15 protein-coding genes are annotated in these 25,707 nt (G+C 69.5%); 4 read left to right on the top strand and 11 right to left on the bottom strand.

Annotation, left to right across the window (positions count from 1 at the left end):
* Positions 1-12: 12 nt before the first annotated feature.
* Positions 13-1,584, top strand: a complete 1,572-nt coding sequence (locus MC45_RS06175) for an alpha-N-arabinofuranosidase (RefSeq protein ID WP_038660842.1) — start codon at positions 13-15, stop codon at positions 1,582-1,584.
* A 186-nt stretch (positions 1,585-1,770) separates the two neighbouring features.
* Here the strand turns inward: MC45_RS06175 and MC45_RS06170 are convergent, their stop codons facing one another.
* The 4 genes from MC45_RS06170 to map all read right to left on the bottom strand — a co-directional run bounded on the left by MC45_RS06170 (position 1,771) and on the right by map (position 5,722).
* Entirely contained in the window at positions 1,771-3,090 is a 1,320-nt protein-coding gene (locus tag MC45_RS06170) for an ABC1 kinase family protein (RefSeq protein ID WP_038660839.1), read from the bottom strand.
* Positions 3,087-4,154, bottom strand: coding sequence for an SDR family oxidoreductase (locus MC45_RS06165; protein WP_038660836.1), 1,068 nt, complete (start codon positions 4,152-4,154; stop codon positions 3,087-3,089). The genes MC45_RS06170 and MC45_RS06165 overlap by 4 nt, the downstream gene beginning before the upstream one ends.
* A 66-nt stretch (positions 4,155-4,220) precedes the next feature.
* Positions 4,221-4,898, bottom strand: a complete 678-nt coding sequence (locus MC45_RS19775; RefSeq protein ID WP_038660833.1) for a GNAT family N-acetyltransferase — start codon at positions 4,896-4,898, stop codon at positions 4,221-4,223.
* Positions 4,895-5,722: a type I methionyl aminopeptidase gene (map, locus tag MC45_RS19770; RefSeq protein ID WP_038660830.1), complete on the bottom strand. Its 828-nt coding sequence runs from the start codon at positions 5,720-5,722 to the stop codon at positions 4,895-4,897. Before map ends, MC45_RS19775 begins: the two co-directional genes overlap by 4 nt.
* Before the next feature lie 50 nt (positions 5,723-5,772).
* Between map and MC45_RS06150 the strand changes: the two genes are divergently transcribed.
* Complete coding sequence (locus tag MC45_RS06150) at positions 5,773-6,531, top strand: competence/damage-inducible protein A (RefSeq protein WP_038660827.1); 759 nt, start codon at positions 5,773-5,775, stop codon at positions 6,529-6,531.
* A gap of 123 nt (positions 6,532-6,654) precedes the next feature.
* Here MC45_RS06150 and MC45_RS06145 read toward each other — a convergent pair whose 3' ends face one another.
* The 7 genes from MC45_RS06145 to MC45_RS06115 all read right to left on the bottom strand — a co-directional run bounded on the left by MC45_RS06145 (position 6,655) and on the right by MC45_RS06115 (position 23,679).
* On the bottom strand, positions 6,655-8,571 hold the full coding sequence (locus MC45_RS06145) for an alpha-L-fucosidase (RefSeq protein ID WP_038660824.1): 1,917 nt from the start codon (positions 8,569-8,571) through the stop codon (positions 6,655-6,657).
* Between the two features lie 159 nt (positions 8,572-8,730).
* Positions 8,731-11,052: a GH92 family glycosyl hydrolase gene (locus tag MC45_RS06140; RefSeq protein WP_038660821.1), complete on the bottom strand. Its 2,322-nt coding sequence runs from the start codon at positions 11,050-11,052 to the stop codon at positions 8,731-8,733.
* Positions 11,049-12,575, bottom strand: coding sequence for a glycoside hydrolase family 125 protein (locus MC45_RS06135; protein WP_081974348.1), 1,527 nt, complete (start codon positions 12,573-12,575; stop codon positions 11,049-11,051). The genes MC45_RS06140 and MC45_RS06135 overlap by 4 nt, the downstream gene beginning before the upstream one ends.
* Positions 12,575-15,121, bottom strand: coding sequence for a glycoside hydrolase family 3 C-terminal domain-containing protein (locus MC45_RS06130; RefSeq protein ID WP_038660819.1), 2,547 nt, complete (start codon positions 15,119-15,121; stop codon positions 12,575-12,577). The genes MC45_RS06135 and MC45_RS06130 overlap by 1 nt, the downstream gene beginning before the upstream one ends.
* A gap of 664 nt (positions 15,122-15,785) precedes the next feature.
* The gene (locus MC45_RS06125; protein WP_038660816.1) at positions 15,786-18,356 is read right to left on the bottom strand and encodes a beta-mannosidase; all 2,571 of its coding nucleotides are present in this window, start codon (positions 18,354-18,356) and stop codon (positions 15,786-15,788) included.
* Positions 18,353-20,683, bottom strand: a complete 2,331-nt coding sequence (locus MC45_RS06120; RefSeq protein WP_038660813.1) for a beta-N-acetylhexosaminidase — start codon at positions 20,681-20,683, stop codon at positions 18,353-18,355. The genes MC45_RS06125 and MC45_RS06120 overlap by 4 nt, the downstream gene beginning before the upstream one ends.
* A gap of 206 nt (positions 20,684-20,889) precedes the next feature.
* The gene (locus MC45_RS06115) at positions 20,890-23,679 is read right to left on the bottom strand and encodes a TonB-dependent receptor (protein WP_038660810.1); all 2,790 of its coding nucleotides are present in this window, start codon (positions 23,677-23,679) and stop codon (positions 20,890-20,892) included.
* 433 nt (positions 23,680-24,112) lie between these two features.
* On the opposite strand from MC45_RS06115, the gene MC45_RS06110 reads away from it, so the two are divergent.
* Together MC45_RS06110 and MC45_RS06105 are read left to right on the top strand one after the other, a co-directional pair.
* Positions 24,113-24,886, top strand: coding sequence for a copper homeostasis protein CutC (locus MC45_RS06110; RefSeq protein ID WP_038666619.1), 774 nt, complete (start codon positions 24,113-24,115; stop codon positions 24,884-24,886).
* Positions 24,887-24,962: 76 nt separating this feature from the next.
* Positions 24,963-25,700 carry a GntR family transcriptional regulator gene (locus tag MC45_RS06105; protein ID WP_038660807.1) on the top strand — a complete coding sequence of 246 codons (738 nt, stop codon included), beginning with the start codon at positions 24,963-24,965 and terminating at the stop codon, positions 25,698-25,700.
* Positions 25,701-25,707 lie beyond the last annotated feature (7 nt).

Raw genomic sequence — 25,707 nt, 5'->3', positions numbered from 1 at the left:
CAGGGGAGAGTGATGAAGGTGATGTCGAGGCTGTTGTTCTGTTCCGCGCTGGCGGTTCTGGTCTCCGGCGGCGCAGCGGCGCAGCAGGCCACGCCGGCGGCCGCGCCGTCCGATATCGTGTCGGTGCGTGGCGATCGTCCCGGTCCGAAGTTCGACAAGCGGCTGTTCGGCCAGTTCGCCGAACATCTCGGCACCGGCATCTATGGCGGCATCTGGGTCGGCCCGAACAGCAAGATCCCCAACGTCCGCGGCTATCGCAGCGACGTGATCGAGGCGCTGAAGGCGATCAAGGTGCCGGTGGTGCGCTGGCCCGGCGGCTGTTTCGCCGACGAATATCATTGGCGCGAAGGCATCGGCCCGCGCGGCAAGCGCCCAGTCAAGGTCAACACCAATTGGGGCGGCGTGACCGAGGACAATGCGGTCGGGACGCACGAATTCATGGACTATTCCGAGCTGCTCGGTGCCGAGGCCTATGTGTCGGGCAACGTCGGCTCGGCGCCGCCGCGCGAGATGGCCGAATGGGTCGAATATATGACCTCGCCGACCGGCTCGACGCTCGCCAAGGAGCGCGCCGCCAACGGCCGCAAGGAACCGTGGAAGGTGCCGATGTTCGGCATCGGCAACGAATTGTGGGGCTGCGGCGGCAATATGACGCCCGAATATGCCGCCGACGAGACGCGCCGCTACGCGACCTTCGTCAAGGCGCCCGACGGCGTGCCGATCATGAAGGTGGCGAGCGGCGCCAATGCCGAGGACTACAATTGGACCGAGGTCATGATGCAGAAGGCGGGCAACGCCTTCTCGGGGATCGGCGTCCATTATTATACCGTGCCCGGCAGCTGGGAGAAGAAGGGCGCGGCGACCGGCTTCGACGAAGAAGCCTGGGCGCGGACGCTCGCCAAGACGATGAAGATGGAGGAATTGCTCCAGGGCCATTCGCGAATCATGGACAAATACGATCCCAAGAAGCGGGTGGCGCTGCTCGTCGACGAATGGGGCACCTGGTACGATCAGGAGCCGGGGTCGCATCCGGGCTTCCTCTACCAGCAGAACAGCCTGCGCGACGCGGTGGTGGCGAGCCTCAACCTCGATATCTTCGCGCGCCATGCCGATCGCGTCCGCGGCGCCAATATCGCGCAGATGGTCAACGTGCTGCAGGCGATGCTGCTGACCGACGGCAACCGCATGGTGAAGACGCCGACCTATTGGGTGTTCGACCTGTACAAGGGCTATCAGGACGGCACCGTCCTACCCGCCGAGGTCAGCTCGCATTGGTATAAGAACGGCGGGCACGAGTTGCGCGCGGTCAGTTCGAGCGCGGTGCGCGGCACCGACGGCGTGGTGCACGTCGCGCTGACCAACGTCGATCCGAACCAGCCGGCGAACGTGACCGTGCAGCTCGCCGGGATCGCCGGGGGGACCGTGACCGGGCGTATCCTGACGGGCACGACGATGGACGCGCACAACACCTTCGATGCGCCCGACGTGGTCAAGCCGGTGGCGTTCACCGGGGCGACGCTGTCCGGCGGCACGCTGTCGGTGACGCTGCCGGCGAAATCGGTGGTGATGCTGGACATCCGATAAGCATAGGGGCGACGCCGGTGGTGCCGCCCCCGATGTCGGAGGCTGTGACGGCGCTCATATCTCCCGTCATGCCGGGCTCGGTCCGGCATCCCGCTTCTCCGCTTCGTTCGAAGTAGCGGGACCCCGGCTCGAGGCCGGGGTGACGGTGGGAAGGAAGACCGATGAAGCGACGCAATCGTCTGCGTGTTACACCCGCCCGTCCACCATCGCGCGGATGTCGACGCGCGCCTTCAGTCGTGCGGCCAACAAAGCCGTGCCGCTGATCTTGCGCTGGACGAACAGCGTGTCCGCGGGCGGGACGTGCCAGGTGGCGCGATCCTGTGCCATCTCCATCCCCTGTTCGCGCACGACGCCGACGAAGGCGCGATCGCCGAAGTCGAACGGGCCGGGGCGGTTGAGCTCGCCGAGGATCACGTCGATCATCGCATCGACCAGCGGGCGGTGCCGCGCCGCCGCCGCCTCGCCGAGGAAGCCTGCCGCGACCGCCGCTTCGCGTACCGCATCGCGGTTTCCCGACAGGCCGGCAGCGAGCAGGCGGCGATAGCCGCCGGCCGTCGCCGCCGGCACGGCGCGGGCGGCGCCGAAGTCGAGCAGCACGATCCGCCCCGTTTCCGGCTGCCAGCGGTAATTGGCGAAATTGGGATCGGTCTGCATCAGTCCCCAGTCGAGCAGCTCGCGCAGCGCCAAGGCGATCAGGCTGTGCATCGCGGCGTCGCGCACCGGCTGTTCCGCGGCCTCGAGCGTTTCGATCGGCACGCCGGCGACATAGGTCATCGCGAGCACGTTGGGGGTGGTCAGCTCAGCGTGCAGCTCGGGGATGACGAAGGCGGGATCGTCGACGAGCAAGTCGCGGTAGCGGCGCATCATCGCGCCTTCGCGCAGATAGTCCGCCTCCTCGTGGAGCTGGCGCTTCGCCTCGCCGAGCAGCGGCGCGATGTCGAGGTCCTTGGGAAGCAGGCCGGAGACGCGCAGCAAGGTGGCGACGTTGTCGACGTCGGCGTCGATGCTCTGCATCACGCCGGGATATTGCACCTTGATCGCCAGTTCGCGCCCGTCGGGCAGGCGCGCACGATGCACCTGCCCGATCGAGGCGGCCGCGATCGGATGCGCCTGGAAATGGGCGAAGCGGCCGCGCCAGTCGCGGCCCCATTCCTGCGCGAGCACGGTGTTGAGCTGCGCGGGCGGCATATGGTGCGCGTCGTTGCGCAGCCGGGCGAGGATCGTCGCCAGTTCCGGCGGGAGCATGTCGCCCGCGTCCATCGAGATCATCTGGCCGAGCTTCATCGCCGCGCCGCGCAGATGCGCGAGCTGGTCGGCGACGCGCGTCGCATTGGCGGGGGTGAGCAGCAGGTCGCCCATCCGCGGCCGCTCTCCCGCCGCCAGCCGACGCGCACCCTCGGCGACGACGCCGCCACCGACCCCCGCGGCGAGACGCCCGAAGGCGCCGAGCCGCGACAGCCGGCCGCTAGGAACGGCGCGGCCCTTGTCGGGGCGCTCGTCGCTCATGCCGGGATCAGGCGATCGGCACGCAGCCGCTCGAACAATGCGAAGAAGGCATCGTCGGTCGGCTGATAGGCGGTGAAGCCGAGGCGGCGGCTCTTCGACATGTCGGTGACGACCTCGATCGGGCGGCCGAGATCGGCGTCGGTATGCCAGGGCGAGGCGAGGCGGGCGAGATCGGGCTCGGCAAGCCCCTCGCGCTCGGCGATGCGCCGCCAGAGGTCGGCGTCGCCGGCCATCTGCGTTTCCAGCGGCTGGACGCTGCCGTCGAACGGGGCGGCCTCGACGCCGAACCACTCCGCGATGCGGCTCCACATCCAGCTCCAGCGGAAGACGTCGCCGTTGACGACGTTGAACGCCTCGTTCGCCGCGGCGGGGGTGGTCGCCGCCCATAGCAGATGCCGCGCGAGCTGGCCCGCGTCGGTCATGTCGGTGAGCCCGTCCCATTGCGCCGCCGAGCCGGGGAAGCGGAACGGCCGGCCGGTCTCACGGCACAGGGTCGCATAGACGGCGAGCGTCGTGCCCATGTTCATCGCATTGCCGACCGCCTTGCCGATCACGGTATGCGGGCGGTGGACGCTCCAGGTGAAACCGTCGCGCTCCGCTGCGGCGAACACCTCGTCCTCCTGCGCGTAATAGAAATTCTCCACGTCGAGCCGGCCTTGTTCCTCGCGGAACGGCGTCTGCGGCAGCGTGCCTTTGCCATAGGCCTCGAACGGCCCGAGATAATGTTTGAGGCCGGTGACGAGCGCGACATGCCCCACCGCGGCATCGTTGGCACGCAGGCCGTCGAGCAGGTTGCGGACCATCGCCGAATTGACGCGGATATTCTCCGCTTCGCTGTCCTGCCGCAGCCAGGTGGTGATGAACACCGCGTCGGGGCGGATGCCGGCGAGCGCGGCGGCGGTGCCGGCGGCGTCGAGCAGGTCGGCGGCGACCGGCTGGACGCCCGGCTGGTCGCCGGGGCGGCGGGCGAGACCGTGGACGGTCCAGCCCTGTTCGACGAGCAGCGCGGCGGTGGCGCTGCCGACGATGCCGCTCGCACCGACGATCAATGCGTGTTTGGTCATGTATCTGCCTTTTCCGGTAAGACGCTGCCAACGCAGGCCCTGCCGCAAGGGTCCGACTTTATTGGATTACCGTCGTTCGAACAGGCTGAAGACGAGGTCGCGGCGGGGCGCGAAGCCGAGGCGGCGGTAGAGCGCGATCGCGCCCGGATTGTCGGCGTAGCTGGTTAGGAAGGGCGTATCGCCGGCCGCGTGAATCGCACCGGCGACCGCGGCGATCAGGCCGGCGGCGAGCCCGCGGCCGCGGAAATCGGGGTGGGTGCAGACGCCGCTGACCTCGCGATAGCCGGGGAGCGCAAGCCGCGTGCCGGCCATCGCGGCGAGCCGGCCGTCGATGCGGATGCCGAGGAAGCCGCCGAAGCGATGCGTATGGCGGAAGAAGGGACCGGGGCGCGTCAGTTCGGCAAGCGCGACCATCTCCGCCGCATCGGCGTCGCCGAGCGGGACCGCGTCGGTCGTGGGGGACGGAGGATCGGCGGCGACCATCTGCACGCAGCGCGCCGTCGTGATGCTGCGAAAGCCGGGCAGGGTGGCCGGCGGCGCCGGCTCGAACAGCCCGATCGTCTCGCCGCGCGCGACGAGATCGGCGAGCGCGGCGTGATGACGGACGTCATGCGCCGCCACCGCCGCGAACAGGCCGTAATCGGGGTCGATCCGCCGCGCGTCGTCATTGCCCAGCGCCAGCGGCGCCTGCCGCGTGGTCAGCGCCTGCCAGACCGGCGCGTCGAGCGGATGCGCGGGCCTCACTGATAGGGCGGCTGGTGGTATCCGGCGGGGGAGGTGGTGAAGATCTCGCAGCCGTCCTCGTTGATGCCGATCGAATGTTCGAACTGCGCGGACAGCGAACGGTCGCGAGTCACCGCGGTCCAGCCGTCGTCGAGCAGCTTCACGTCGGGACGGCCGATGTTGATCATCGGCTCGATCGTGAAGATCATGCCGGGCTTGAGTTCCGGACCCGTGCCGGGCTTGCCGACGTGGACGACTTCGGGTGCGTCGTGGAACAGCCGGCCGAGCCCGTGGCCGCAGAAGTCGCGAACGACGCCGTAGCGATGCTTTTCGGCATGGCGCTGGATGGCGTTGGCGACGTCGCCCATATGGTTGCCGGGCCTGGCCTGTTCGATGCCGAGCATCAGACATTCATAGGTGACCTCGACAAGGCGCTTCGCCTTCAGCGGCACGTCGCCGATCAGATACATGCGGCTCGAATCGCCGTGCCAGCCGTCGACGATCGGGGTAACGTCGACATTGACGATATCGCCCGACTTCAGCGTCTTCTCCGACGGAATGCCGTGACAGACGACATGGTTGATCGAGATGCAGGTCGAATGCGTATAGCCGCGATAGCCAAGCGTCGCCGGCACACCGTCGCGCGCGACGATGAAGTCGTAGATCAGCTTGTCGAGTTCGGCGGTCGATACGCCCGGCACCATGTGCGGCGTCAGCATGTCGAGTGTCTCGGCGGCGAGCCTGCCCGCCTTGTGCATGCCGGCGAAGGCGGCGGGGCCATGGAGCTTGATGGCGCCGGTGCGCCCTTCCGGCGCGTCGGAGGTGACGGTCACGTATTCGGTCATCGCGGCGATATAGCGTGGTCGCGGCGATTTTGCGAGGCTATGACCGGGCGATGGAGCAGGAACGTATCTGGACCGCTGCGCTGGTCGTGATCGGGGATGAGATCCTCTCCGGCCGGACGCAGGACAAGAACATCGCGCAGCTCGCGAGCTGGCTCAACGTGCAGGGCATCCGCCTCGCCGAGGTGCGCGTGGTGCCCGACCGGACCGCGGCGATCGTCGAGGCGGTCAACACACTGCGGACGCGCAACGATTATCTGTTCACCACCGGCGGGATCGGGCCGACGCACGACGACATCACCGTCGACGCGATCGCGGAGGCGCTGGGCGTCGAGGTCGAGCATCATCCCGAAGCGATGGCGGTGCTGGAGGGCTATTATGCGACGCGTGGCGGGCTGACCGAGACGCGCGCGCGGATGGCGCGGGTGCCGGCGGGGGCGGGGCTGATCCCCAATCGCGTGTCGGGCGCGCCGGGTATCCATATCGGCAATATCTTCATCATGGCGGGGGTGCCGCACATCACCGCCGGGATGCTCGATGCGCTGACCGGCACGCTGGAAGGCGGGCGGCCGGTGGTGTCGGGGACGATCGGCTGCTGGGTCGCGGAGAGCGAGGTCGCCGACCTGCTGCGCGATGCCGAGAAGGGGCATGAGGGCGTGTCGATCGGCTCCTATCCGTTCTTCCGCGACGGGCGGACGGGGGCGAACTTCGTCGTGCGCAGCGCGGACGAGGCGCTCGTGACGCAGTGCCTGGCGGATCTGACGCGCGAGTTGCAGGCCGGCGGGCGCGAGGTGATTGCGGGCGGGATCTGACGGTCGCTGTTTGGCCGAGTGCTCCTGCGAACGCAGGAGCCCAAAGCCGAAATCTCCGCCGCCTGTGACCCTGGGCTCCTGCTTTCGCAGGAGCACAATGGCGTGTAGTGGCGGCGTTCTCGATCAGCGCGTGAAGGCGCCGATGTCCGCGATCGCCAGTTTTTCGGCCGGCACCGCGGTCGCGGCGAAGGTCAGGCGCAGGTAGCGCAGCGGGCGCGGCGCGGTGAAGGGGATGCGTTGCGTCGCCAGCGCGTAGGCGATATTCTGGAACTCGCCATCCGCCGCCGCGGTCCACGTCCTGCCGTCGGTGCTGGTCTCGGCGCGATAGTTGCGTGGCGGCGCGCTGACCTTGTCGGGGTGGCGCCAGGGCGTGAGGCTGAAGCCGGCGACCGTCTGCGTGGTGCCGAGGTCGAGCGTCACGCTGGCCGGCGTCGTGGTCGGCGCGGGTTGCGACCAGATCGTCGCGCCGTCGCCATCGAGCAGTGCCTCCGCGCCGGGTGCGGTCGCGGTGACGACCTTCCAGTCGCGCGGCGAGATCAGCGTCGCGTCGCTGCTGCGCGGGGCGGCGACCGGGACCGGTGCGACGCTGCGGAACAATGCGACCTCGCTGATCGCCGGGCAGGCAGGGGCGTCGAGGATCACCAGCCGGATGCGGCGCGCGGTGATCGGCGCGTCGAGGCGGATGATGCGCTGTGAACCGATCGCGGTCTTCTCGGCGAGCCGCTGCCAGCGACCGGCGACCTCCGCCTCGATCGCGAAGCGGGTGACGCGGACGCCGAGCGGCAGATGTTCGCGAATGCGGATCAGGTCGAAGCTGCGGTTCGGCGGCAGGTCGAGCGTCAGCGTCGGCGTGGTGACGCGGTCGGGGGTCGACCAATAGGTGTCGCGGTTGCCGTCGAGCACTTTGGCCGGTGCGAACGCCGCACTGCGGGTGGCGCTTGCCGAGGCGATGGCGCCCTGCGCGAGATCGGTGGCGAAGCTCGCCTCGAGCGCCGTGCCGAAGCTCTTGAGGACGGCGACGTCGTGATCGGGGATGCGGCCGCGGCGATCGGGCGGCAGGTTGAGATTGAGGTTGGTGCCGCGGCCGATCGATTCGTCGTGCAGGCGGATCAGCCGCTGCGGGTCCTTGACCTTGGCGTCCTCGTCGGGGTGGTAGAACCAGCCGGGGCGGATCGACACGTCGGTCTCCGCCGGCCACCACAGTGCCCCGTTGCGGACGCCGCTATTGCCCTCGGACTGGACATAGGGGTGGTCGGGCATCGTCGGCCAGCAGGGATCGCCGGCGACGCCGTCCTCGTTGCCGACCCAGCGGATGTCGGCGCCGAGCGGGTCGAAGGTACAGGCCATCGGCTGATGCTGGTGGACGAGCGCGATGATCGACGGCCAGTTGTAGTATTTCGGCGCATCGATCTTGCGGGTTTCCTTGGCGCCGCCGTAATAGCCGTCGCCGCCATTGGCGCCGTCGAACCAGAATTCGAACAATTCGCCATAGCGGGTGCAGAGTTCCACCACCTGCTTGCGATAATAATCGACATAGGCCGGGCGGCCGTATTCGGGGTGGTTGCGATCCCACGGCGAGAGATAGAGGCCGAAGGCGAGGCCGGCGCGGCGCGTCGCCTGTTCCATCTCGCGGACGATGTCGCCCTTGCCGTTCTTGTACGGGCTGTTGCGGATGCAATGGTCGGTGAGCTGCGTCGGCCACAGGCAGAAGCCGTCGTGATGCTTGGCGGTGAGGATGATGCCGCGCATGCCGCCCGCCTTGGCCGCCGCGACGATCTGGTCGGGCGCAAAATCGGTCGGGTTGAACAGCGCCGGGCTTTCGTCGCCATAGCCCCATTCGCGGTTGGTGAAGGTGTTGATCGAGAAATGCACGAAGGCGTAGCGCTCGCGCCGGTGCCAGGCAAGCTGGCGCGGCGACGGGGTGGCGCCATAGGGGGCGGGGGCATTCGCCGGGGTGGTCGTGGCGGCGAAGGCGGGGGTGGCGGTCGCCGTCGCGGCGAGGCCGGAGGCGATGAGGGTGCGGCGGCTGAGGTCGGTCACGGCATGGCTCCGTATGGCTGTATTGGATGCTGTACCCCGGCGAAGGCCGGGGCCCAGTCAGGAGACGCTCCTGTTTTGATGCGGCGCGTCGTTACCGCGCTTCCCGCAACTGGGCCCCGGCCTCCGCCGGGGTACAGCGGGTCGATCGCGACGCGTGCCTCACGCCGCGCCGTGGCCGTTCGACGGCGGGCGATCCGCCTTGGCCTGTCCGAAGCTCTTCACCGGCGTCGCGCTCATCGTGAAGGTGAGGCGGCCGCCCTGCATCAGCTCGGCGTGGCTGATCCAGTTCTTCGTCCAAGACTTGCCGTTGCGGCTGACCGCGCGGACATAGGGCGTGTCGGCGCGGTTGCCGGGCGCCTCGATCGTCAGCCGCTTGCCGCCGGGCAGGCGGATCTCGGCGCGCTCGAACAGCGGCGAGCCGAAGACGTACACCGCCTCGACCGGATCGACCGGGTAGAAACCGAGCGACGACAGCACGAACCAGGCGCTCATCTGGCCGCAATCGTCGTTGCCGATGATGCCGTCGGGGTCGTTCTTGTACATCTCGACGCACAGCCGGCGGACCATCGCCTGCGTCTTCCACGCCGCGCCGGTATAGGCGTAGAGATAGGCGACGTGGTGGTTGGGCTCGTTGCCGTGCGCATACTGGCCGACGAGGCCGCTGATGTCGGGCGGGGCGTTGGCCGGCAACGTCGAGGGCGCGGTGAACAGCGCGTCGAGCCGGGCCTCGAACGCGGCATCGCCGCCCATGTGCGCGATCAGGCCGTAGACGTCGTGCTGGTTGAGGAAGGTCGCCTGCCAGCCGTTCGCCTCGGTATAGTCGCGCCACCACGGCTTGGGCATATGGCCGAGCTGGATGGGGTCGTAGGGGCTCCACCAGCGGCCGTCGGCGAAGCGCGGCTTGGCGAAGCCGGCCTTGCCGTCGATGACGTTGCGCCAATTGCCCGAGCGCTTGAGCAGCCGGTCCGCCTCCGCCGTCCGGCCGGCGGCGCGGGCGAGATGCGCCGAGGCCCAGTCGTCATAGGCATATTCCTGCGTTCGGCTGACGCTCTCGAACCAGACGTCGGCGGGGACATAGCCCTTGGCGTCGTAGACGTCGCGACCCTTGCTGTTGTCGCGATCGGGGGCGGTGAAGTCGAAGCTGCGCTTGGCGATCGCCGGCCAAGCGGCGGCGTAATCCGCCTCGATGCCCTTCGCCTGCGCTTCGGCGAGGACCGAGACGGCGTGCCAGCCGATCATCGTGCCGGTCTCGACGCCCTGCAACGGCCAGACCGGCGGGCCATAGGGGCTCTGCTGTGTCTGGCGGATCAGGTCGGCGACGAGGCTTTGCGCCTTGTCGGGGGCGACGATGGTGAGCAGCGGGTGGAGCGCGCGATAGGTGTCCCACAGCGAATAGCTGCTGTACGCGGCCTCGCCCCTGGCGAGCGCATGCGGCTTGCGGTCGAGGCCGATGTAGCGGCCGTCGACGTCGGAGAGAAGCGTCGGCGCGATCAGCGCGTGGTAGAGCGCGGAGGCGAAGATGGTGCGCTGGTCGGCGGTACCGCCCTCGACGCGCATCGCGTCGAACTCGCGTGTCCAGGCGGTTTGCGCGGCGCGGCGGACGGCGTCGAAGTCCCAGCTCCGACCCTCGGCGGCGAGGTTGGCGCGCGCGCCGGCGACGTCGACGCCCGAGATGCCGCAGCGGATCAGGATCGGCGCGGCGCCGGCGTCGTCATAATGGAGGACAGCCTTCAGACGCATGCCCTTGACCGCGCGGGCACCCGCTGGCTGCTGCGCATCGCCGTCGCCGTAGAGGGTGACGCGGCTCGGCGTGCGCGAGGTCTGGAGCGCGAAGTGGATGTGGCGGCCCTTCGCCCAGCGGTGGACGGTGCGGCTGCCGGTGAGCGTGCCGTCGGGATCGAGCGTCAGGCTGGCGTCGGTGACGAGCGGCGGCTGGTCGCTCTTGTCTAGGACGAGGTGCGACAGGTCGACGAGGATGTGGGCGGGGCCGGCGGGGAAGGTGTAGCGGTGGTAGCCGGTGCGGTCGGTGACGGTCAGCTCGGCGCGGACGCCGCTTTCCAGCGCGACGCGATAATAGCCGGGCTCGGCATGTTCGGCGGTGAAGCGCTGGCGGTAGCCCGCGTCGGGGTTGTCGAGCGGGCCGGGGAGGAGCTGCACCGGGCCGCGGGTCGGTACGACCAGCACGTCGAGCATGTCGCCGATGCCGGTGCCCGACAGGTGCGTGTGGCTGAAGCCCATGATCGACGTGTCGGTGCGGTGATAGCCCGAGCAGGCGTCCCAGCGCTCGACGTCGGTGTCGGGGCTGAGCTGGACCATGCCGAAGGGCAGGGTCGCGCCGGGATAGGTGTGGCCGTGGCCGCCGGTGCCGATGAAGAGGTTGGCGGCGGCGGGCGTCGGTGCAACGGCGAGCGCGGGCAGCGGCAGGCCGGCGGCGGCGGTGCCGGCGAGGAGGGTGCGGCGGGAGATCGTGCCTTCGGTCATAGGGGCGCCTTCAGCAATGCGGGTCGGGTGGCGGCAAGGTGGAGGATCAGCTCGCCGAACAGGCCGTTCGCCCAGGCGAACCAGCTGCGGGTGAATTTGGCCGGGTCGTCCCGGTCGAAGCTCTCGTGGATGAAGCCGGTGCCGCCGTCGGTGTCGCGCAGGGTGCGCAGGGCGCCGCGGATCGTGGCGTCGTCGGTCGCGGAGAGGGCGCGGATCGTCAGCGACATCGGCCAGATCTGGCCGGCGCCGACGTGCGGGCCGCCGATGCCCTCGCCGGCCTTGCCGCGGAAGAACCAGGGGTTGGCGTCGCTCCAGCAGGCTGCCTGGGTGCGCTGCCACAGCGGGTCGGCGGCGTCGACGCAGCCGAGATAGGCGAGGCCGGAGAGGCTGGGGACGTTGGCGTCGTCCATGAAGACGGCGTTGCCGTAGCCGTCGACCTCATAGGCCCAAACTTCACTATCGTCACGCAGACGCATCGTGCCGTGCGCCTTGAGCGCCGCCGCGACCTCGGCCGCCAAAGCTATGGCGGATTGGGCTAAGTCATTGTCATTGCTCGCTTCTTTGGCGACGGTGGCGAGTTCGCGCAGCGCCGTCACGGCGAACAGGTTGCTGGGGATGAGGAAGGGGTAGAGGCAGGCGTCGTCGGAGGGGCGGAAGCCCGAATGGATCAGGCCGACCGGCCGCGTCGGGTTGCCGTGGCCCCAGAGCAACGTCTCGGTCGGCTGCGGCGCGGAGCGGCGGAAGCTGTAGGGGCCGGGGCCGTCCTTGCGCTGCTGTTCGCGGAAGGTGCGGATGCTGGCGCGGGCCGCCGCCGCCCAGGTCGCGTCGAACGGCGCCGCGTCGCCAGTGGCGCGCCAATAGCCGTGCGCGAGGCGCATCGGGTAGCAGAGCGAGTCGATTTCCCATTTCCGCTCGGCAACGCCGGGCTTCATCTCGGTCTCGTCCTTCTGCGACCATTCGAGGTTCGATTTGGCGGTCGGGTCCTCCATGAAGGCATTGGCATAAGGATCGAGCAGGATGCAGCGCGACTGGCGCGCGATCAGGCCGCGGATCAACCGGCGCAGTTCGGGCGCCTGTCTGGCGAGGTGGAGATAGGGTTTCACCTGCGCCGAGGAATCGCGCAGCCACAGGCAGGGGATGTCGCCGGTGATGACGAAGGCGTCGGGCGCCGCCGCGGTGCCGCCCATGCGGACGGTGGTGTCGAGCGTGTTCGGATAGCAATTGCCGAACATCCAGCGCAGCTTGGCATCACCGATCTGCGCCGAGACGCGGGCGAGCTCGCGCTCGACCGCCGGGCTGGTGAAACGGCGGTCGGCGACGGCGGGGCGCTTCGAGGGCAGCTGTGGCGCGGCGAAGGCGGGGGTGGCGAGCGTCGCCGCCGACGCGGCGGTCGCGGCGAGGAAGTGGCGGCGGTTGAGGCCGTCGTGCTCCTGCGGACGCAGGAGCCCAGGGTCGCGGGCGCCGTCTCGTGTGGCCCTGGGTTCCTGCTTTCGCAGGAACACGGTCAGAGGTGTATCGCGCATCACTTGGGCAGCTCCGTGTCGGCATCGGTGACGGTGAAGGCGAACCACTGGCCGGCGCCGTCGCCCGGCTGGCCGCCGCCGACGTAGAGGCGGTAGCCGCCGGGGACGACGTGGCGGCGACCGTCGGGATCGACGATGCTCATCGCGCGCGGATCGAGCGTGAAGGCGACCTTGGCGCTCTTGCCGCGGGCGACGGCGATGCGCCGGAAGCCGACGAGCTGACGCTGGAGGACCGGCACGTTGCCGCCCGCCGCTTTGGCCGCCGGGGGGACGAGATAGGCCTGGACGACCTCCTCGCCGTCGCGTGCGCCGGTGTTGGTGACGCTCGCCTCGACGCGCAGGTCGCCGCCCGCCGCCACCGAGGCGGGGCCGCGCGGCGCGGCGTAGCGGAAGCTGGTGTAGCTCATGCCATGGCCGAAGCCCCACAGCGGTTTGCCGGTGAAATAGCGATAGGTGCGCTCCTTCATGCCGTAATCGGTGAAGGCGGGCAGATCGGTGGTCGCGTGGTAGAGCGTCACCGGCAGGCGGCCGGCGGGATTGACCGTGCCGGACAGCACGTCGGCGAGCGCGGTGCCGCCCGCCTCGCCCGAATACCAATTGGCGAGGATCGCATCGGCGGCGGCGGGATCGACCGACACGGCGCTGCCGCTGGTCAGAACGAGGACGATCGGCTTGCCGGTCGCCTTGAGCGCGGCGAGCAGGCGAAGCTGCGGCGCGGGCAGCGCGATGTCGGTGCGGTCGCCGCCGACGAAGCCGGGGACGGAGACGGACAGCGCCTCGCCCTCCAGATCGGGCGACAGGCCGGCGACGACGACGGCGACGTCCGCCTGCTTCGCCGCGGCGACCGCCTGCGCGAGCAACGGTTCGGCGGGGGGCAGCCACAGCAGGCGGAAGCTGTCGTCTTCCGACCGGTGATCGAGGAGGATGTCGATCGGCTGCGGCGTGCCGTCGCTGTCGATGACGAGATCGACGCGCCCCTTGGGCAGGTCGCCGTCGTGGAGCGTCTTGCCGCCGAGCGTCAGCCTGGCGCGATCGTGGACGGTGCAATCCTTCCAGCATTGCGTCTGATCGAGGATCAGATGGTAGCGGCCGGGCGCGGGGGGAACGAACTCGCCGGTCCAGCGCGCGGTATAGCCGGTCGCGGGCAGGCCGGGCGCGGGCGGCGCACGATTAACGTCGAGGTCGATGCGGCGGTCCTGCCGGACGGTCGGCGCGCCGCTGCCGCCCGTATAGGTGGCACGCAGGCCGGGCTTGCCGTCGGCGCGCAGGGCGGTTTCGGGGACGACGATCGCCGCGGTCTCGGCGAGCAGCGAGCCCTGCGCATAAGTGACGTTGGCGGCGCCGAAGCGGGTGCGCAGGCCGTCGAGCGGGGTGACCGGGGCGACCGCGGTGCCGTGGTAATTGCCCTGCAACACGCCGAGGTCGTCGGCATTGGCGCCGATCACCGCGATCTTCGCGCCGGCCTTGAGCGGCAGGCGGTCGGCGTTGTTCTGGAGCAGCACGATCGACTTGCGCGCGGCGTCGAGCGCGGCGGCGCGGTGCGCGGGGGTGGCGACCTCGCCGGCGGGGATCGTGCTGTACGGGCTGGTGCCGCCGAAGGCGATGCCGAGCGCGCGGCGGGCGCGCAGCGCGCGGGTCAGCGCGGTATCGACCTCCGCCTGGCTGACCAGCCCCGCGGCGAGCGCCTGCGGCAGCGCGCCATAGGCGCTGCCGCAATTGACGTCGGTGCCGCCGCGGATCGCCGCCGCCGCCGCGCCGGCGCTGTCCTTGCGGTAATGGTGATAGACGCTGATGTTGCCGACCGCGTCGCAGTCGGAGACGGTGAAGCCGGTGAAGCCCCAATCGTGGCGCAGCCGGTCGTTCATCAGCCACGAGGCGGCGCAGGCCGGCACGCCGTGGATGCTGTTGTAGGCGCACATCAGCGAGGTCGCCTTGCCCTCGATGATCGCGCGGCGGAAGGCGGGGAGATAGGTCGCCTCGAGATCCTGCGGGCTGGGATCGACGTCGAAGCTGTCGCGGCCGGCTTCGGGGCCGCTGTGGACGGCGAAATGCTTGGGCGTGGCGACGACGCGGGGGTGGCTGGGATCGGGGCCCTGCAGGCCGTGGATGAAGGCGACGCCGAGCGAGCCGGTGAGATACGGGTCCTCGCCATAGGTCTCCTGCCCGCGGCCCCAGCGCGGATCGCGGAAGATGTTGATGTTGGGCGACCAGATCGTCAGCCCTTCGTAGATGCGGCGATCGGCGGCGACGGGTCTGGCATTGAACTTGGCGCGCGCCTCGGTGCTGACGATCGTGCCGACGCGGTTCATCACGTCGACGTCCCAGGTCGCGGCAAGGCCGATCGCCTGCGGGAAGACGGTGGCATAGCCGTCGCGGGCGAGGCCGTGCAGCCCCTCGCTCCACCAGTCGTAGGCGGGCAGGCCGGCGGCGGGATCGGCGGGGGCGGTGCTCTGGAGCTGCGCCGCCTTGCGCTCGGGGGACATGGTGGCGACCGTCGCGGCGATCGGGTCGGCGGCCTGCGCGAGCAGGAGGAGGGCGGGGATCATACGGACGCTCCTGGGGAGGGGGTTGCGCGCGAAGGCGCGGAGGACGCAGAGGGGTGGTGCGGCGTGATTGTGCGTGCGGACGTGTCGCGGCGGGGGCTGGCATCGGTCGCGCTCGATTGGCGAGGCCTTCCCAACTGGGCCCCGGCCTTCGCCGGGGTACTGCTGTTGGTGCGAGGGCGTCCGGCGACCCTCGCCGTACCCCGGCGGAGGCCGGGGTCCAGTTGGGGGACGCCGGCGATAGTGTGCCGCCGCTCCGGCTTACGCGCGCTCTTGCGGACGCGAGACCCTTGCGGAACCAAGCCAGTGCTCCCGCGAAGGCGGGAGCCCAGGGTCCCGGACGCCATCGGACGTTGCTCTGCTTGGCTCTGGGTTCCCGCCTTCGCGGGAACACTTGAGGGGGGTCGCGCGAAGACGCGAAGACGCGAAGTGGAAGAGCAGGAAGAGGAAGATAAGGGGACGTTCGCGCGGAGGCGCGGAGGCGCGGAGGGGGTGGGCTTGGTGGTGCCCGGCCGCGATTCTATGCCGGGGGCGCTTGTTGCCGGGGGGATTTTGCGGGCGGCTGCGCCGCGGGGGCTTTGCGCTGCTGCGCGCGCATCTCTTCGCGGCTTCGCGGTTTCGCGTGACCGCGATCCAACGGACGCGATGAGACGGACGCGCGCCGCCATCAGCGGGCCAGCGTCCTGAGCGTCGGGGTCTGCTTGCCGGTGAGCGTCACCGTGACGCTTTCGCCGGGGAGCAGGTCGAAGCCGTTGTCGGACGCCTGTCCGGGGGTGTCGCCCATGTCGATCATCACCGCGCGCGCGAGGTTGGTGGCGGTGATCGTCGCGGTGTCGCCCGAGCGGCGCAGCGTCAGCCCGGGGTCCGGATAGGCCATGTCCCTGGGCACGAGACGCTCGACGAGGGTGCGGCTGACGGTGCGGCCGTCGACCAGCAGTTCGGCGACCGCGTAGCTCTGCGCCGGCGCGGCGGTGCCGAACAGATCGGCGTCGGGCAGTGTCGCGACCGTCGCCGCGGACAGCGGGGCGAGCGTCGCCGCCTCTTCGCGGGTCGACAGCGTCGCGCCGGTCATGTCGCGGACGGTGAGCCGCCAGCGGGCCGGCAGCGGCGTGGTCGCGTCGGAGAGCAGCACGACGCGGGTCGCGCCATCCTTGTGCTCGGCGACGATCGCCTGCGGCGCGAAGAAGCGCTTCGCCTCATATTGCAGCAGCTTCCACTGGCCGAGATGGTCGATGCTCGCCCAGCTGACCGACGGCCAGACGTCGTTGAGCTGCCAGAACAGCGAGCCCATCGTCACCGGCCGGCAGGCGCGATGGTGGAGGGCGGCGAGGCTGATCGCCTGCGCCTGATCGACCTGCGTCAGATAGACGAAGTCGGCGAAGTCCTTCGCCGGGCGCAGCCGCTGGTCGAGATAGAGCTGGAGGCGCGCATTGCCTTCGCCGGACAGGAACTTCTGGTGCGCCTTCATCACCGCGCTGTCGGCGGCGAGCGGCCCCGGCCCGGCGAAGTCGCGGATCGTCGCCATCGTCGGCATCGACTGGAAGCCATATTCGGACATGAAGCGCGGGCAATGGTCGAGATATTGCTCGACCGGCTTGGAGCCCGACCAGACGTCCCAGAAATGGCGGTCGCCGTTGGCGTCGGTGTCGTTGGGGCCTTCGTAATCGCTCGACGGCGAACCGGGCATATAGGGGGTGCCGGGGCTGTTGCGGGTCACCGCGTCGCGCAGCACGCGGTCGAACAGCACCGCCATGCCGGTGCCGATCCGCTCCTGCTCGTCGGGGCCGATCGCGGTCTTGAACGCCTTGCGGTCGCCCCAATTCTCCCAGCCGGACAGGACTTCGTTGTTGCCGGTCCAGATGACGATCGAGGGATGGTCGCCGAGGCGCGCGACCTGTTCGTCGGCCTCGATGCGGACGTTCTCGCGGAACGCCGCGTCGGGGGGCGTGACCGAGCCGCCGAACATGAAATCCTGCCAGATCATCAGGCCCATGCGGTCGGCCATCTCGTAGAAGGCGTCGTCGAGATAATAACCGCCGCCCCAGATGCGGATCATGTTCATGTGTGCGTCGCGCGCGCCGGTGAGCAGCGACTGCATCTCGGCGCGATCGACGCGGGCGGGGAAGCTGTCGAACGGGATTAGGTTGGCGCCCTTGGCGAAGATCGACGTGCCGTTGACGATGAAGCCGAACGCGCCGTTGCGGCGGTCCAGCGCGACGGTGCGCAAGCCGATGCGGCGCTGGCTGCGATCGGAGTCGACGCCGTCGACGACGAGGCTGGTGGCGACGGTGTAGAGCGGCTGCGCGCCATAGCCGACCGGCTGCCAGCGCTGCGGCGTGGCGACGGTGAGGGGGATGGCGACGGCGTTGCTGCCGGGCGCGACCGCGACCGGACGGTCGATCGTCTGCGTGGTGCCGTCGGGGGCGGTGAGGAGGGTGCGCAGCGTCACGGTCCTGGCGCGGTCGGCGACGATCGTCGCGCGGGCGGTGAGCCGCGCCTCGGCGTCGTTGAGCGCGTCCTGCTCGACGCGCAGCGTGTCGAGCCGCGCCTCGTCCCATGCCTCGAGCCGGGCGGGGCGCCACAGGCCGATAGTGACGATCCGCGGACCCCAGTCCCAGCCATATTGGTATTTGGGCTTGCGGATATAGGGCGAGGTCTGGCGGTCGCCGGGATCGTCCTTGAACGCCGAGACATATTCGCCGGGCAGCGGATGCTGTTCGGCGAGGACGAGCGGCGCGAGTTGCTTGATCGGCGAGGCGATGGTGACGAGGATTTCGTTGGCGCCGGCCTTGAGCAGCGGCTTGGCGTCGGCGCGCCAGCGGCGGTGGGCGTTGTCGGCGGAGAGCAGCACCGTGCCGTTGACGCGGACGGTAGCGAAGGTGTCGAGGCCGTCGAAGACGAGGTCGAGATGGTCGCGCGCCAGCATCGCCGGGGTGACCGTCAGGCGGGTGCGGAACAGCCAGTCGGACAGGCCGACCCATTGGATCGCCGCCTCGTTGGTCCCCTTGAACGGATCGGGGACGCGCTTGGCGGCGATCAGGTCCTGCTGGACGCTGCCGGGGACGCGGGCGGGCAGCCAGCGCGTCTCCTTGGGGTGCGCCTTGGCGGCGGCGGTGTCGGCGGGGTCGAGGCGGACCTGCCAGTCGCGATCCAGCGGCACCGCCTCGCGCGGGGCGGCATGAGCGGGGGTCAGCGCGAGCAGCGCCAGCGTGAACAGGGCGGGGCGGAGGGGCTTCACGAATTGGGCTCCGTCAGTTGCACGCGCTCGACCGCATAGAGCGGGTCGGAGAGCGGCGAGGTGAATTGCAGGCAGAGGTCGGGATCGCCGCTGCGCCGGGCGACGGGTGCGGTGACGCGGAAGCGGTTGGGCGCGGTTGCCGGGTCGGGCAGCGGGAAGGTCGCGACGACCGGCGGGCGCGGGCCGTCCTTGACCGGGCAGCCGGCGGTGACGACCAGCTCGCCATGTGGCGTGACGTTATAATGCGCGCGCAGCTGGGTGAAATCGTGCGCGAGGCCGAACGGGCGCGGCAGGCGGGCGATGTCGAGCGTGATCCCGCTCGCCACGTCGAGCGGCGCGGCGGGGTAGACCGAGCAGGTGTCGAACAGGTCGATGTCGTACGCCGGCGCGTCGGCGGTGGCGTCCGCGGTCAGCGGCACGCGCAGCGCGAGCGACCCGGTCGGGCAGGCGGGCAGGTCGCTGTTGCCGCGGGCGAGCAGCGCGGCGCGGCCGGTCGCGAAGGCGCGCGGGGTGGCGAGTACGGTGCCGCTGGCATCGAAGGCGGCGGCGCGGATCGTCGCGCCGGGGGCCAGCGTCAGCGGCGCGGCATAGGCGCGCGAGCGCGGCGTCGGGTCCTTGCCGTCGAGCGTATAGCGGATCGTGCCGAGCGGCGCTTGCGTCGCCAGCGCCACCGTCACCCGGCCGGCACGCAGCGCATCGCCGCGGCGGCCCTGGATCGTGTAACCGACCGCGAAGGCGCTGTCGGCGACCTCCAGTCCCGAGCGGCGCCAGCGTGCGAGCTGCGGCTGGACGCGCGATACGAAGCCGGGGAAGTCGCGCGCGGCCTTGGCGGACCAGGTGATCTCGGCGAGCGCGGCGGCGCGCGGGAAGATCGCGTGCTGCACCTGCGACGCGGTGATGAGATATTCGCTGAACGCATTGCCCTGCGCGCCGAGGACGTGGCCCGCCTTGTCGGGGGCGATGCCCGCCGGCATCGGATCGTAGCGATAGAGATCGGCGAGCGTCTGGACGGCGAGCCGGCCGGGCGGTTCGTCGTCGCGGCGGCTTTGCGAATTGTCGAGATAGAGCGTCGGGCCGGGCGACAGCACGACGTCGTGGCCGCGCGACGCCGCCTCGACCGCGCCCTTGTCGCCCCGCCACGACATCACCGAGGCCGACGGCGACAATTCGCCCTCGAGGATCTCGTCCCAGCCGATCAGGCGGCGGTCGTGCCTGGCGAGATAGGCGCCGAGCTGATCGATCAGCCAGCTCTGCATCTGCATCTCGGTCTTGAGGCCGAGCGACGCCATCTGCGCCTGCACCTGCGGCGAGCGTTCCCATTGGTCCTTGACCGCCTCGTCGCCGCCGAGGTGGATGTACGGGCCGGGGAAGACGGCGAGCAATTCGTCGAGGATGTCCTCGACGAAGCGCACCGTCTCGGGCCGCGGGTTGAGTAGATAGGGGTTCACGCCCCAATCGTGGCCGACCGCAGGACGATCGCCGAGCACGCCGTGTTCGGGATAGGCGGCGACCAGCGCCTGGGCGTGGCCGGGCAGGTCGATCTCGGGGACGATGACGATGCCGCGCTCGGCGGCGTAGGCGACGAGGCCGCGCAATTCGTCCTGCGTGTAGAAGCCGCCGACGCGCGGGCCGGGCGCGCCGCCGGCCGAGGGCGGGGTGCGCCATGCGCCGATTTCGGTGAGCCGGGGGTAACGCTTGACCTCGAACCGCCAGCCCTGATCGTCGGTGAGATGGAGATGGAGCGTGTTGAGCTTCACCGACGCCATCTGGTCGACGATGCCGCGGAGGAAGCCGATCGGCTGGAAGTGACGCGCGGGGTCGATCATCAGCCCGCGCCACGCGAAGCGCGGCGCGTCGGTGATGGCGAGCGCGGGCACCGCGACCGACCGGCCATAGGCGCGATCGGGGCTGAGCAATTGCGCCAGCGTCATCGCGCCGTGGACGAGGCCGCGGTCGCCGGACGCGGCGATGCGGATGCCGCGGCCGTCGACGTCGAGCCGATAGGCCTCGTCGCCCGCGATCGTCGCGTCGCGGACGAAGCGGATCGGTGCGTTGCCGGCGATCGGAGCGAGGGTGAGGCCGCGTTCGACGCGGACGTGCGCCGCGAGCAGCCGGGCGGCGGCCTCAGCCCCCGCGTCGCCGGCGGGAACGGCGAGCCGGGCGCCATCGGCGACGGTGAAGCTGCCGCTGCCACGGGTCACGGTCTGCGGCATCGGCACGAGCGGCAAGGGAGCGGGAGCAGGAGCGGTCCGGGCGGTCGCCGCGGCCGGCGAAAGCAGCGCCAGAACGCCGCCGACGATGGTCGCGAAACCGACATGCTCCCTCATGACAACCCCTTGGTCCTGTTTTGGTATTTGATGGTATCTTGCAGGACCGATGCCGCGGCGTCCATGCCTGACGCGCAAAAAAAGACCCCGGCGATCGCAACGCGATGCCGGGGCCGAGGGCCGGAACACCCCCAGGGGAGGGGCGCTCTGCGGGGAAAAGAGCCGGGGAGCCGGACCAGGTCCGGACCGGTGGTATCAGCCGAAGGTTACATTCTGAAGGACAGCGCCGCGGCGAAGGTGCGACCGTTCTTGTAGAAAGCGGTCGGGCGATCGGGCGTCGCATTATACTGGCGATAGGTCTCGTCGAGCAGGTTCTGCGCGTTGACGCTCAGCACGATGCCCTTGGTGAGGTTGAGCGACGCCGAGGCGTCGAGCTGGCTGTACGGCGCGACCATCTCGCGCGAGCCGAGGCGGCCGATCGTGCGGAAATAGCTCGACCGGTAATTGTAGCTGACGCGCGCCTGGAACGGCCCCTTCTCGAAATAGGGGATCACGTTGACGGTGTGCTTCGACAGATAGGGCAGGTTGAGCGTCGTGCCGGTGACGTCGGTGTTGGAGGTGGTGCTTTCCTGATAGGAATAGTTCGCCTGCAAACCGAAGCCGCCCCAGATGTCGGTCTGCGCAGACGCGAGGGCGCCGTTGACCTTGGCCTTGCCGCCGTTGATCGGCTGGTTGACGTTATAGGTCGCCAGCGCGTTGGTCAGCGAGTTGAAGAACACCGCATTGGTGCGCGTGTTGAAGATGTAGTTCGAGATCTCGCGACGGAACAGCTCGACGGCGAGCAGCGTGCCGGCGCGCGGATAATATTCGGCGGTCAGCTCGTAATTGGTCGATTCGTACGGCTTGAGGTTGGGATTGCCGCCACCGCCGTCGAGCGTGACGTTGTTGAGCGAGGTCGCCGCCGCCAGATCCTCGTAGCGCGGCCGGGCGATCACGCGCGCGACCGCACCGCGGACGATCACCTTGGGCGTGATCGAATAAGCGATGTTGAGGCTGGGCAGGAACTTCAGATAATCGGTGGCGGTACGGGTCGGCACCGGTGTCGGGTTGACCGTGTTGCTCAACGTCGTCGCGTAATTGGAGACGTCGCGGGTATAGACGAGGCGACCGCCGATATTGCCGCGCACGCCGCCCTGATCGAAATTGGCCTGCGCATAGGAGGCCATCACCGTCTCGCGGACCTTGGTCGAGGCGGCGACCTTGGTGACCAGCGGGCTGTTGATTGCGTTGGCGAGGATGTCGATCACCGCCTGCTGCGGCAGGTTCAGATATTTGGTGGCATTGCCCATGCCGCCGCTGCCGTCGAACGTGCCGTCCGGAGTGGACAGTGCGGTGACGCCGAGCTGGGTGACGTTGAACGACTGTTGCAGATAGGTGTTCACGCCACGCGCGTTGATCCGGTTGACGTGATCGGTGACGCGGCTGCCGAGCAGGATTTCGGTGAACGGGCCGAAGTCGACCGGGATGGTCGCGTCATAGCCACCGAAGATGTCGCGATCGGTGGTGACGCTATAATCGAGCCCGCCGATCTGCGCGGCGACGAGCTGCGCGCCGCTGGCGGTGGTGACCGGACGGCCTTCGATCTGCGCCGGATTGTTGTTCGGGTTGGTGAAGTAATTGGCCGGGTTGGTGGGATCGCCGACGTAATTCACCGTCGCGCTATCGCTGGTGAAGGCATAGCTGTAAGGCAGCCTGGTCTGCACGTTGAACAGATATTCGGGATTGCGGCCGCCGGTCGCCTTGGACCAACCGCCCGCGAAGTTGATCTTGGCGCCGCCGTCGCCTTCCCAGTCGGCGAACAGGTTGAGATTGTCGGTCTTCAGGCTGGTGCGGCGGACGAGCGTGTCGAGCTGCGACGCCTGCTGCCGGGCCGCGCCGAAGCTCGCGGCGGTGACGACGCCGTTGCTGATCGTCGCCGACTGCAGCACGTCGCCGGTCCAGGCGCCGGGGATCGTGTACATCGACTGGCTGTAATTGTTGTAATTGCCGTCGATATGCGTGCCGTTGAGCGTGAAGGTCAGTTCGCTGGTCGGGCGGAACTGCATCGTGCCCGACACGCTCTTGCGCTGCCGCTGCTGCTGGAAATAGGCGTAGTTGATGCCGAAGGGCGAGGCCGCCTTGTAGAGATCGGCGATGGTGCCGCCGGTGATCGTCGCGCCGGGGCTCTTGAGGCTGAGCGTGCCGTCGCTGGCGCGGTTGACGAACGGGCTGTTGTAGGTGCCGTCGGCGTTGGGCGCCGTATTGTCATAGCCGAAGAATTCGACGCCGGCGCGGGTCAGGTTCTGCTTGTCGTAGGTGGCGGCGACGAGGACGCCGAAGGTCTCGTCGGCATTGCGCCAGCTATACAGGCCCGAGGCGCGGACATTGCCCTTGTCCGACCGGTCGTTGTACGAATAACCGCCCGAGGCGAAGATCGAATTGGCGGGCAGGTCGAGCGGACGGCGGGTGCGGACGATGACGGTGCCGCCGAGGCTGCCTTCCTCGATACGCGGTTCGGGCGACTTGTAGACTTCCAGCCGGTCGACGAGTTCGGGCGCGAGCAGCGAATAGTTGAAGGTGCGGCTGGACGGATCGTTGTCGTTGCCGCCCCAGTCCGCCGAGGCGAGCGCATGGCCGTCGAGCAGCATGCGGTTGAGCGCGGGATCGGTGCCGAGGATCGCGACCTTCTCGCCCTCGCCGAAGCGGCGGTCGATGCTGACGCCGGGAATGTGCGACAGCGATTCGGCGACGTTGCGGTCGGGGAATTTGCCGACGTCTTCCGAGGTGATGACGTCGACGACGGCATTGGCGTTGCGCTTGACGTTGATCGCCTCGCGCAGGCTGCCGCGATAACCGGTGACGACGATCTCGTCGCCGCTTTGCCCGCCGTCGGCGGCGGCGGGCTGCGCCTGCTCGCTGCTGCCCGGCGGGGTCGTGGTCGGCGTGGTCTGCGCCTGCGCCGCCGCAGCGGAGAGGGTGAGCGCGGTGGTCGCCAGAATCGCGTGGCGGAGGTGCATAAGGTTCAGTCCCCTTCGCGGAACACGCCCGGCCGCGTGCCCCCCTATCCCAAGCTGCCGCAGATGCCGGCGACAGGCGTGGCGAGCGTGCCATTTCGGCATCGTGTCTCGCGTCGTGCGTGGTAAGGTATAACCAATGTAAACCAATTCACGCAGTAGATTATGTCAAATTTGTTTCCAAAACGCGCCGAACCGTGCGCGATGGGGCCGGAGCGGCCCTGGGTGAGTGGTTCCGAAGTGACAAGATCAAGCGTCAGATCAATGATTTGCGAGACGTGGTCGTGGGCGGGCGAGCAGTGCCGGCGGGTCGGGGCGGAGGCGGCTCGACACTCGGTTCGTCGCAGCTTCGGTGGCGATCACGGGTTGCGTGCGACGTCAAAACGGGTTTTGCACCGGCACTCGATAGGTCCTGTGCGGTGTCGGAGGAATGAACATGGTGCCGTCTGACAGTTTCGGCTCCCGTCCGCGAATCGCTTTGGAAATATGCGTCGAATCGGCGGAGGGCGCGGCGGCGGCGATCGCCGGCGGGTGCGACCGGATCGAATTGTGCGCAGCGCTGGCGCTCGGCGGGCTGACGCCGTCGGCGGGGCTGGTCGCGGCGGTGCTCGACGTGGCGCGGCCGGCGGGCGTGCCGGTGCGGGCGATGGTCCGCCCGCGGCCCGGCGGCTTCGACTATGATGCGGCCGATATGGGGCTGGCAGGGCGCGAGGCGGCGGCGTTGCTCGCGGCGGGGGTGCAGGGGCTGGTGTTCGGCGCGACGCGCGACGGGCGGCTCGACCGGCAGGCGCTGGCGGCGTGGCGCGCGGCGCTGCCGGAGCTGCCGGCGGGACTGACGCTGCATCGCGCGATCGACGTGGTCGACGATCCCGTCGCGGCGGTGGAGGAGGCGGTGGCACTCGGCTTCGATCATATCCTGACCTCGGGCGGGGCCGCGTCGGCGCCGGCGGGGGCGGCGACGATCGCGCGGATGGTGTCGCGTGCCGGCGGCCGGCTGGTGGTGATGGCGGGGGCGGGGGTCGCGCCCGGCAACGTCGCCGGCCTGATCGCGGCGACCGGGGTAGCGGCGGTGCACGGCTCGGCGAGCGCGCCGGCAGCGGCGGAGGATGCGCGGCTCGACTTCGGCCCGCTGCCGCGGGTGACGAGCCGTCGGCTGGTCGCAGAGCTGCGCCAGGTGATTGACGACAAGTCCAATCTAAGACAATTGTAGGGCAAGGCGCCACTGGCGCCGCTCTGCGAGCCGTGGCACCCGTTGACGCCACAAGCAGCAGGACAGGGAGTGAGGGATGAGTTTCGTGAGCCGGGTGGGGCGGTTTCGTGCCGACAATCCCTCACCGCTCTATCTGCAGCTGCAACAGCTCATCCGCGACGCGATCGGCGGCGAGGTGATCGTGCGCGGCGACGCCATTCCCGCCGAGCGCGATCTCGCGGTGGAATATGGGGTGTCGCGGATCACCGTGCGCAAGGCGATCGAGGGGCTGGTCGAGGAAGGGCTGCTCACCCGCCGGCGCGGCGCGGGCACCTTCGTCGCCGGCCGCGTCGAGAAGAATTTCAGCAAATTGTCGTCGTTCACCGAGGACATGATCGCGCGCGGGCTGGTGCCGAGCAGCAGCTGGGTGTCGCGCAGCGTCGGCACGGTCAGCCCCGAGGAATCGATGGCGCTGGCGCTGTCGCCGAGCGCGCCGGTCTATCGCTTCCAGCGGCTGCGCTTCGCCGACGAGGTGCCGATGGCGCTGGAGGTCTCGACGATCGCCGGCTTCTGCCTGCCGTCGCTCGATGCGGTCGACGCCTCGCTCTATGCGGCGCTGACCGATGCGGGGCATCGGCCGGTGCGCGCGCTGCAACGGCTGCGTGCGGTGCCGTTCGGTACCGATCATGCGCGGATGCTCGGCGTCGACCCGGGTTCGCCCGGGCTGCTGATCGAGCGGCGCGGTTTCCTGCGCGACGGCCGTGCCGTCGAATTCACCCGATCCTATTACCGCGGCGACAGCTACGATTTCGTGGCCGAGCTCGCCGATAGCTGACACACGC

It is taken from the genome of Sphingomonas taxi (genome assembly GCF_000764535.1).
Classification (GTDB): Bacteria; Pseudomonadota; Alphaproteobacteria; order Sphingomonadales; family Sphingomonadaceae; genus Sphingomonas; species Sphingomonas taxi.
This window is presented reverse-complemented; position numbering and strand designations above follow the sequence as displayed.

Bases quoted from the DNA above. Each gene is read 5' to 3' on its own strand.
- MC45_RS06140 (WP_038660821.1), bottom strand. From the start codon at position 11,052: ATGACCGAAGGCACGATCTCCCGCCGCACCCTCCTCGCCGGCACCGCC.
- MC45_RS06120 (WP_038660813.1), bottom strand. From the start codon at position 20,683: ATGAGGGAGCATGTCGGTTTCGCGACCATCGTCGGCGGCGTTCTGGCG.
- map (WP_038660830.1), bottom strand. From the start codon at position 5,722: ATGACCGAATACGTGACCGTCACCTCCGACGCGCCGGAAGGGCGCACC.
- MC45_RS06105 (WP_038660807.1), top strand. From the start codon at position 24,963: ATGAGTTTCGTGAGCCGGGTGGGGCGGTTTCGTGCCGACAATCCCTCA.
- MC45_RS06150 (WP_038660827.1), top strand. From the start codon at position 5,773: ATGGAGCAGGAACGTATCTGGACCGCTGCGCTGGTCGTGATCGGGGAT.
- MC45_RS06170 (WP_038660839.1), bottom strand. From the start codon at position 3,090: ATGAGCGACGAGCGCCCCGACAAGGGCCGCGCCGTTCCTAGCGGCCGG.
- MC45_RS06115 (WP_038660810.1), bottom strand. From the start codon at position 23,679: ATGCACCTCCGCCACGCGATTCTGGCGACCACCGCGCTCACCCTCTCC.
- MC45_RS06130 (WP_038660819.1), bottom strand. From the start codon at position 15,121: ATGATCCCCGCCCTCCTCCTGCTCGCGCAGGCCGCCGACCCGATCGCC.
- MC45_RS06110 (WP_038666619.1), top strand. From the start codon at position 24,113: ATGGTGCCGTCTGACAGTTTCGGCTCCCGTCCGCGAATCGCTTTGGAA.
- MC45_RS06165 (WP_038660836.1), bottom strand. From the start codon at position 4,154: ATGACCAAACACGCATTGATCGTCGGTGCGAGCGGCATCGTCGGCAGC.
- MC45_RS06135 (WP_081974348.1), bottom strand. From the start codon at position 12,575: ATGCGCGATACACCTCTGACCGTGTTCCTGCGAAAGCAGGAACCCAGG.
- MC45_RS06175 (WP_038660842.1), top strand. From the start codon at position 13: ATGAAGGTGATGTCGAGGCTGTTGTTCTGTTCCGCGCTGGCGGTTCTG.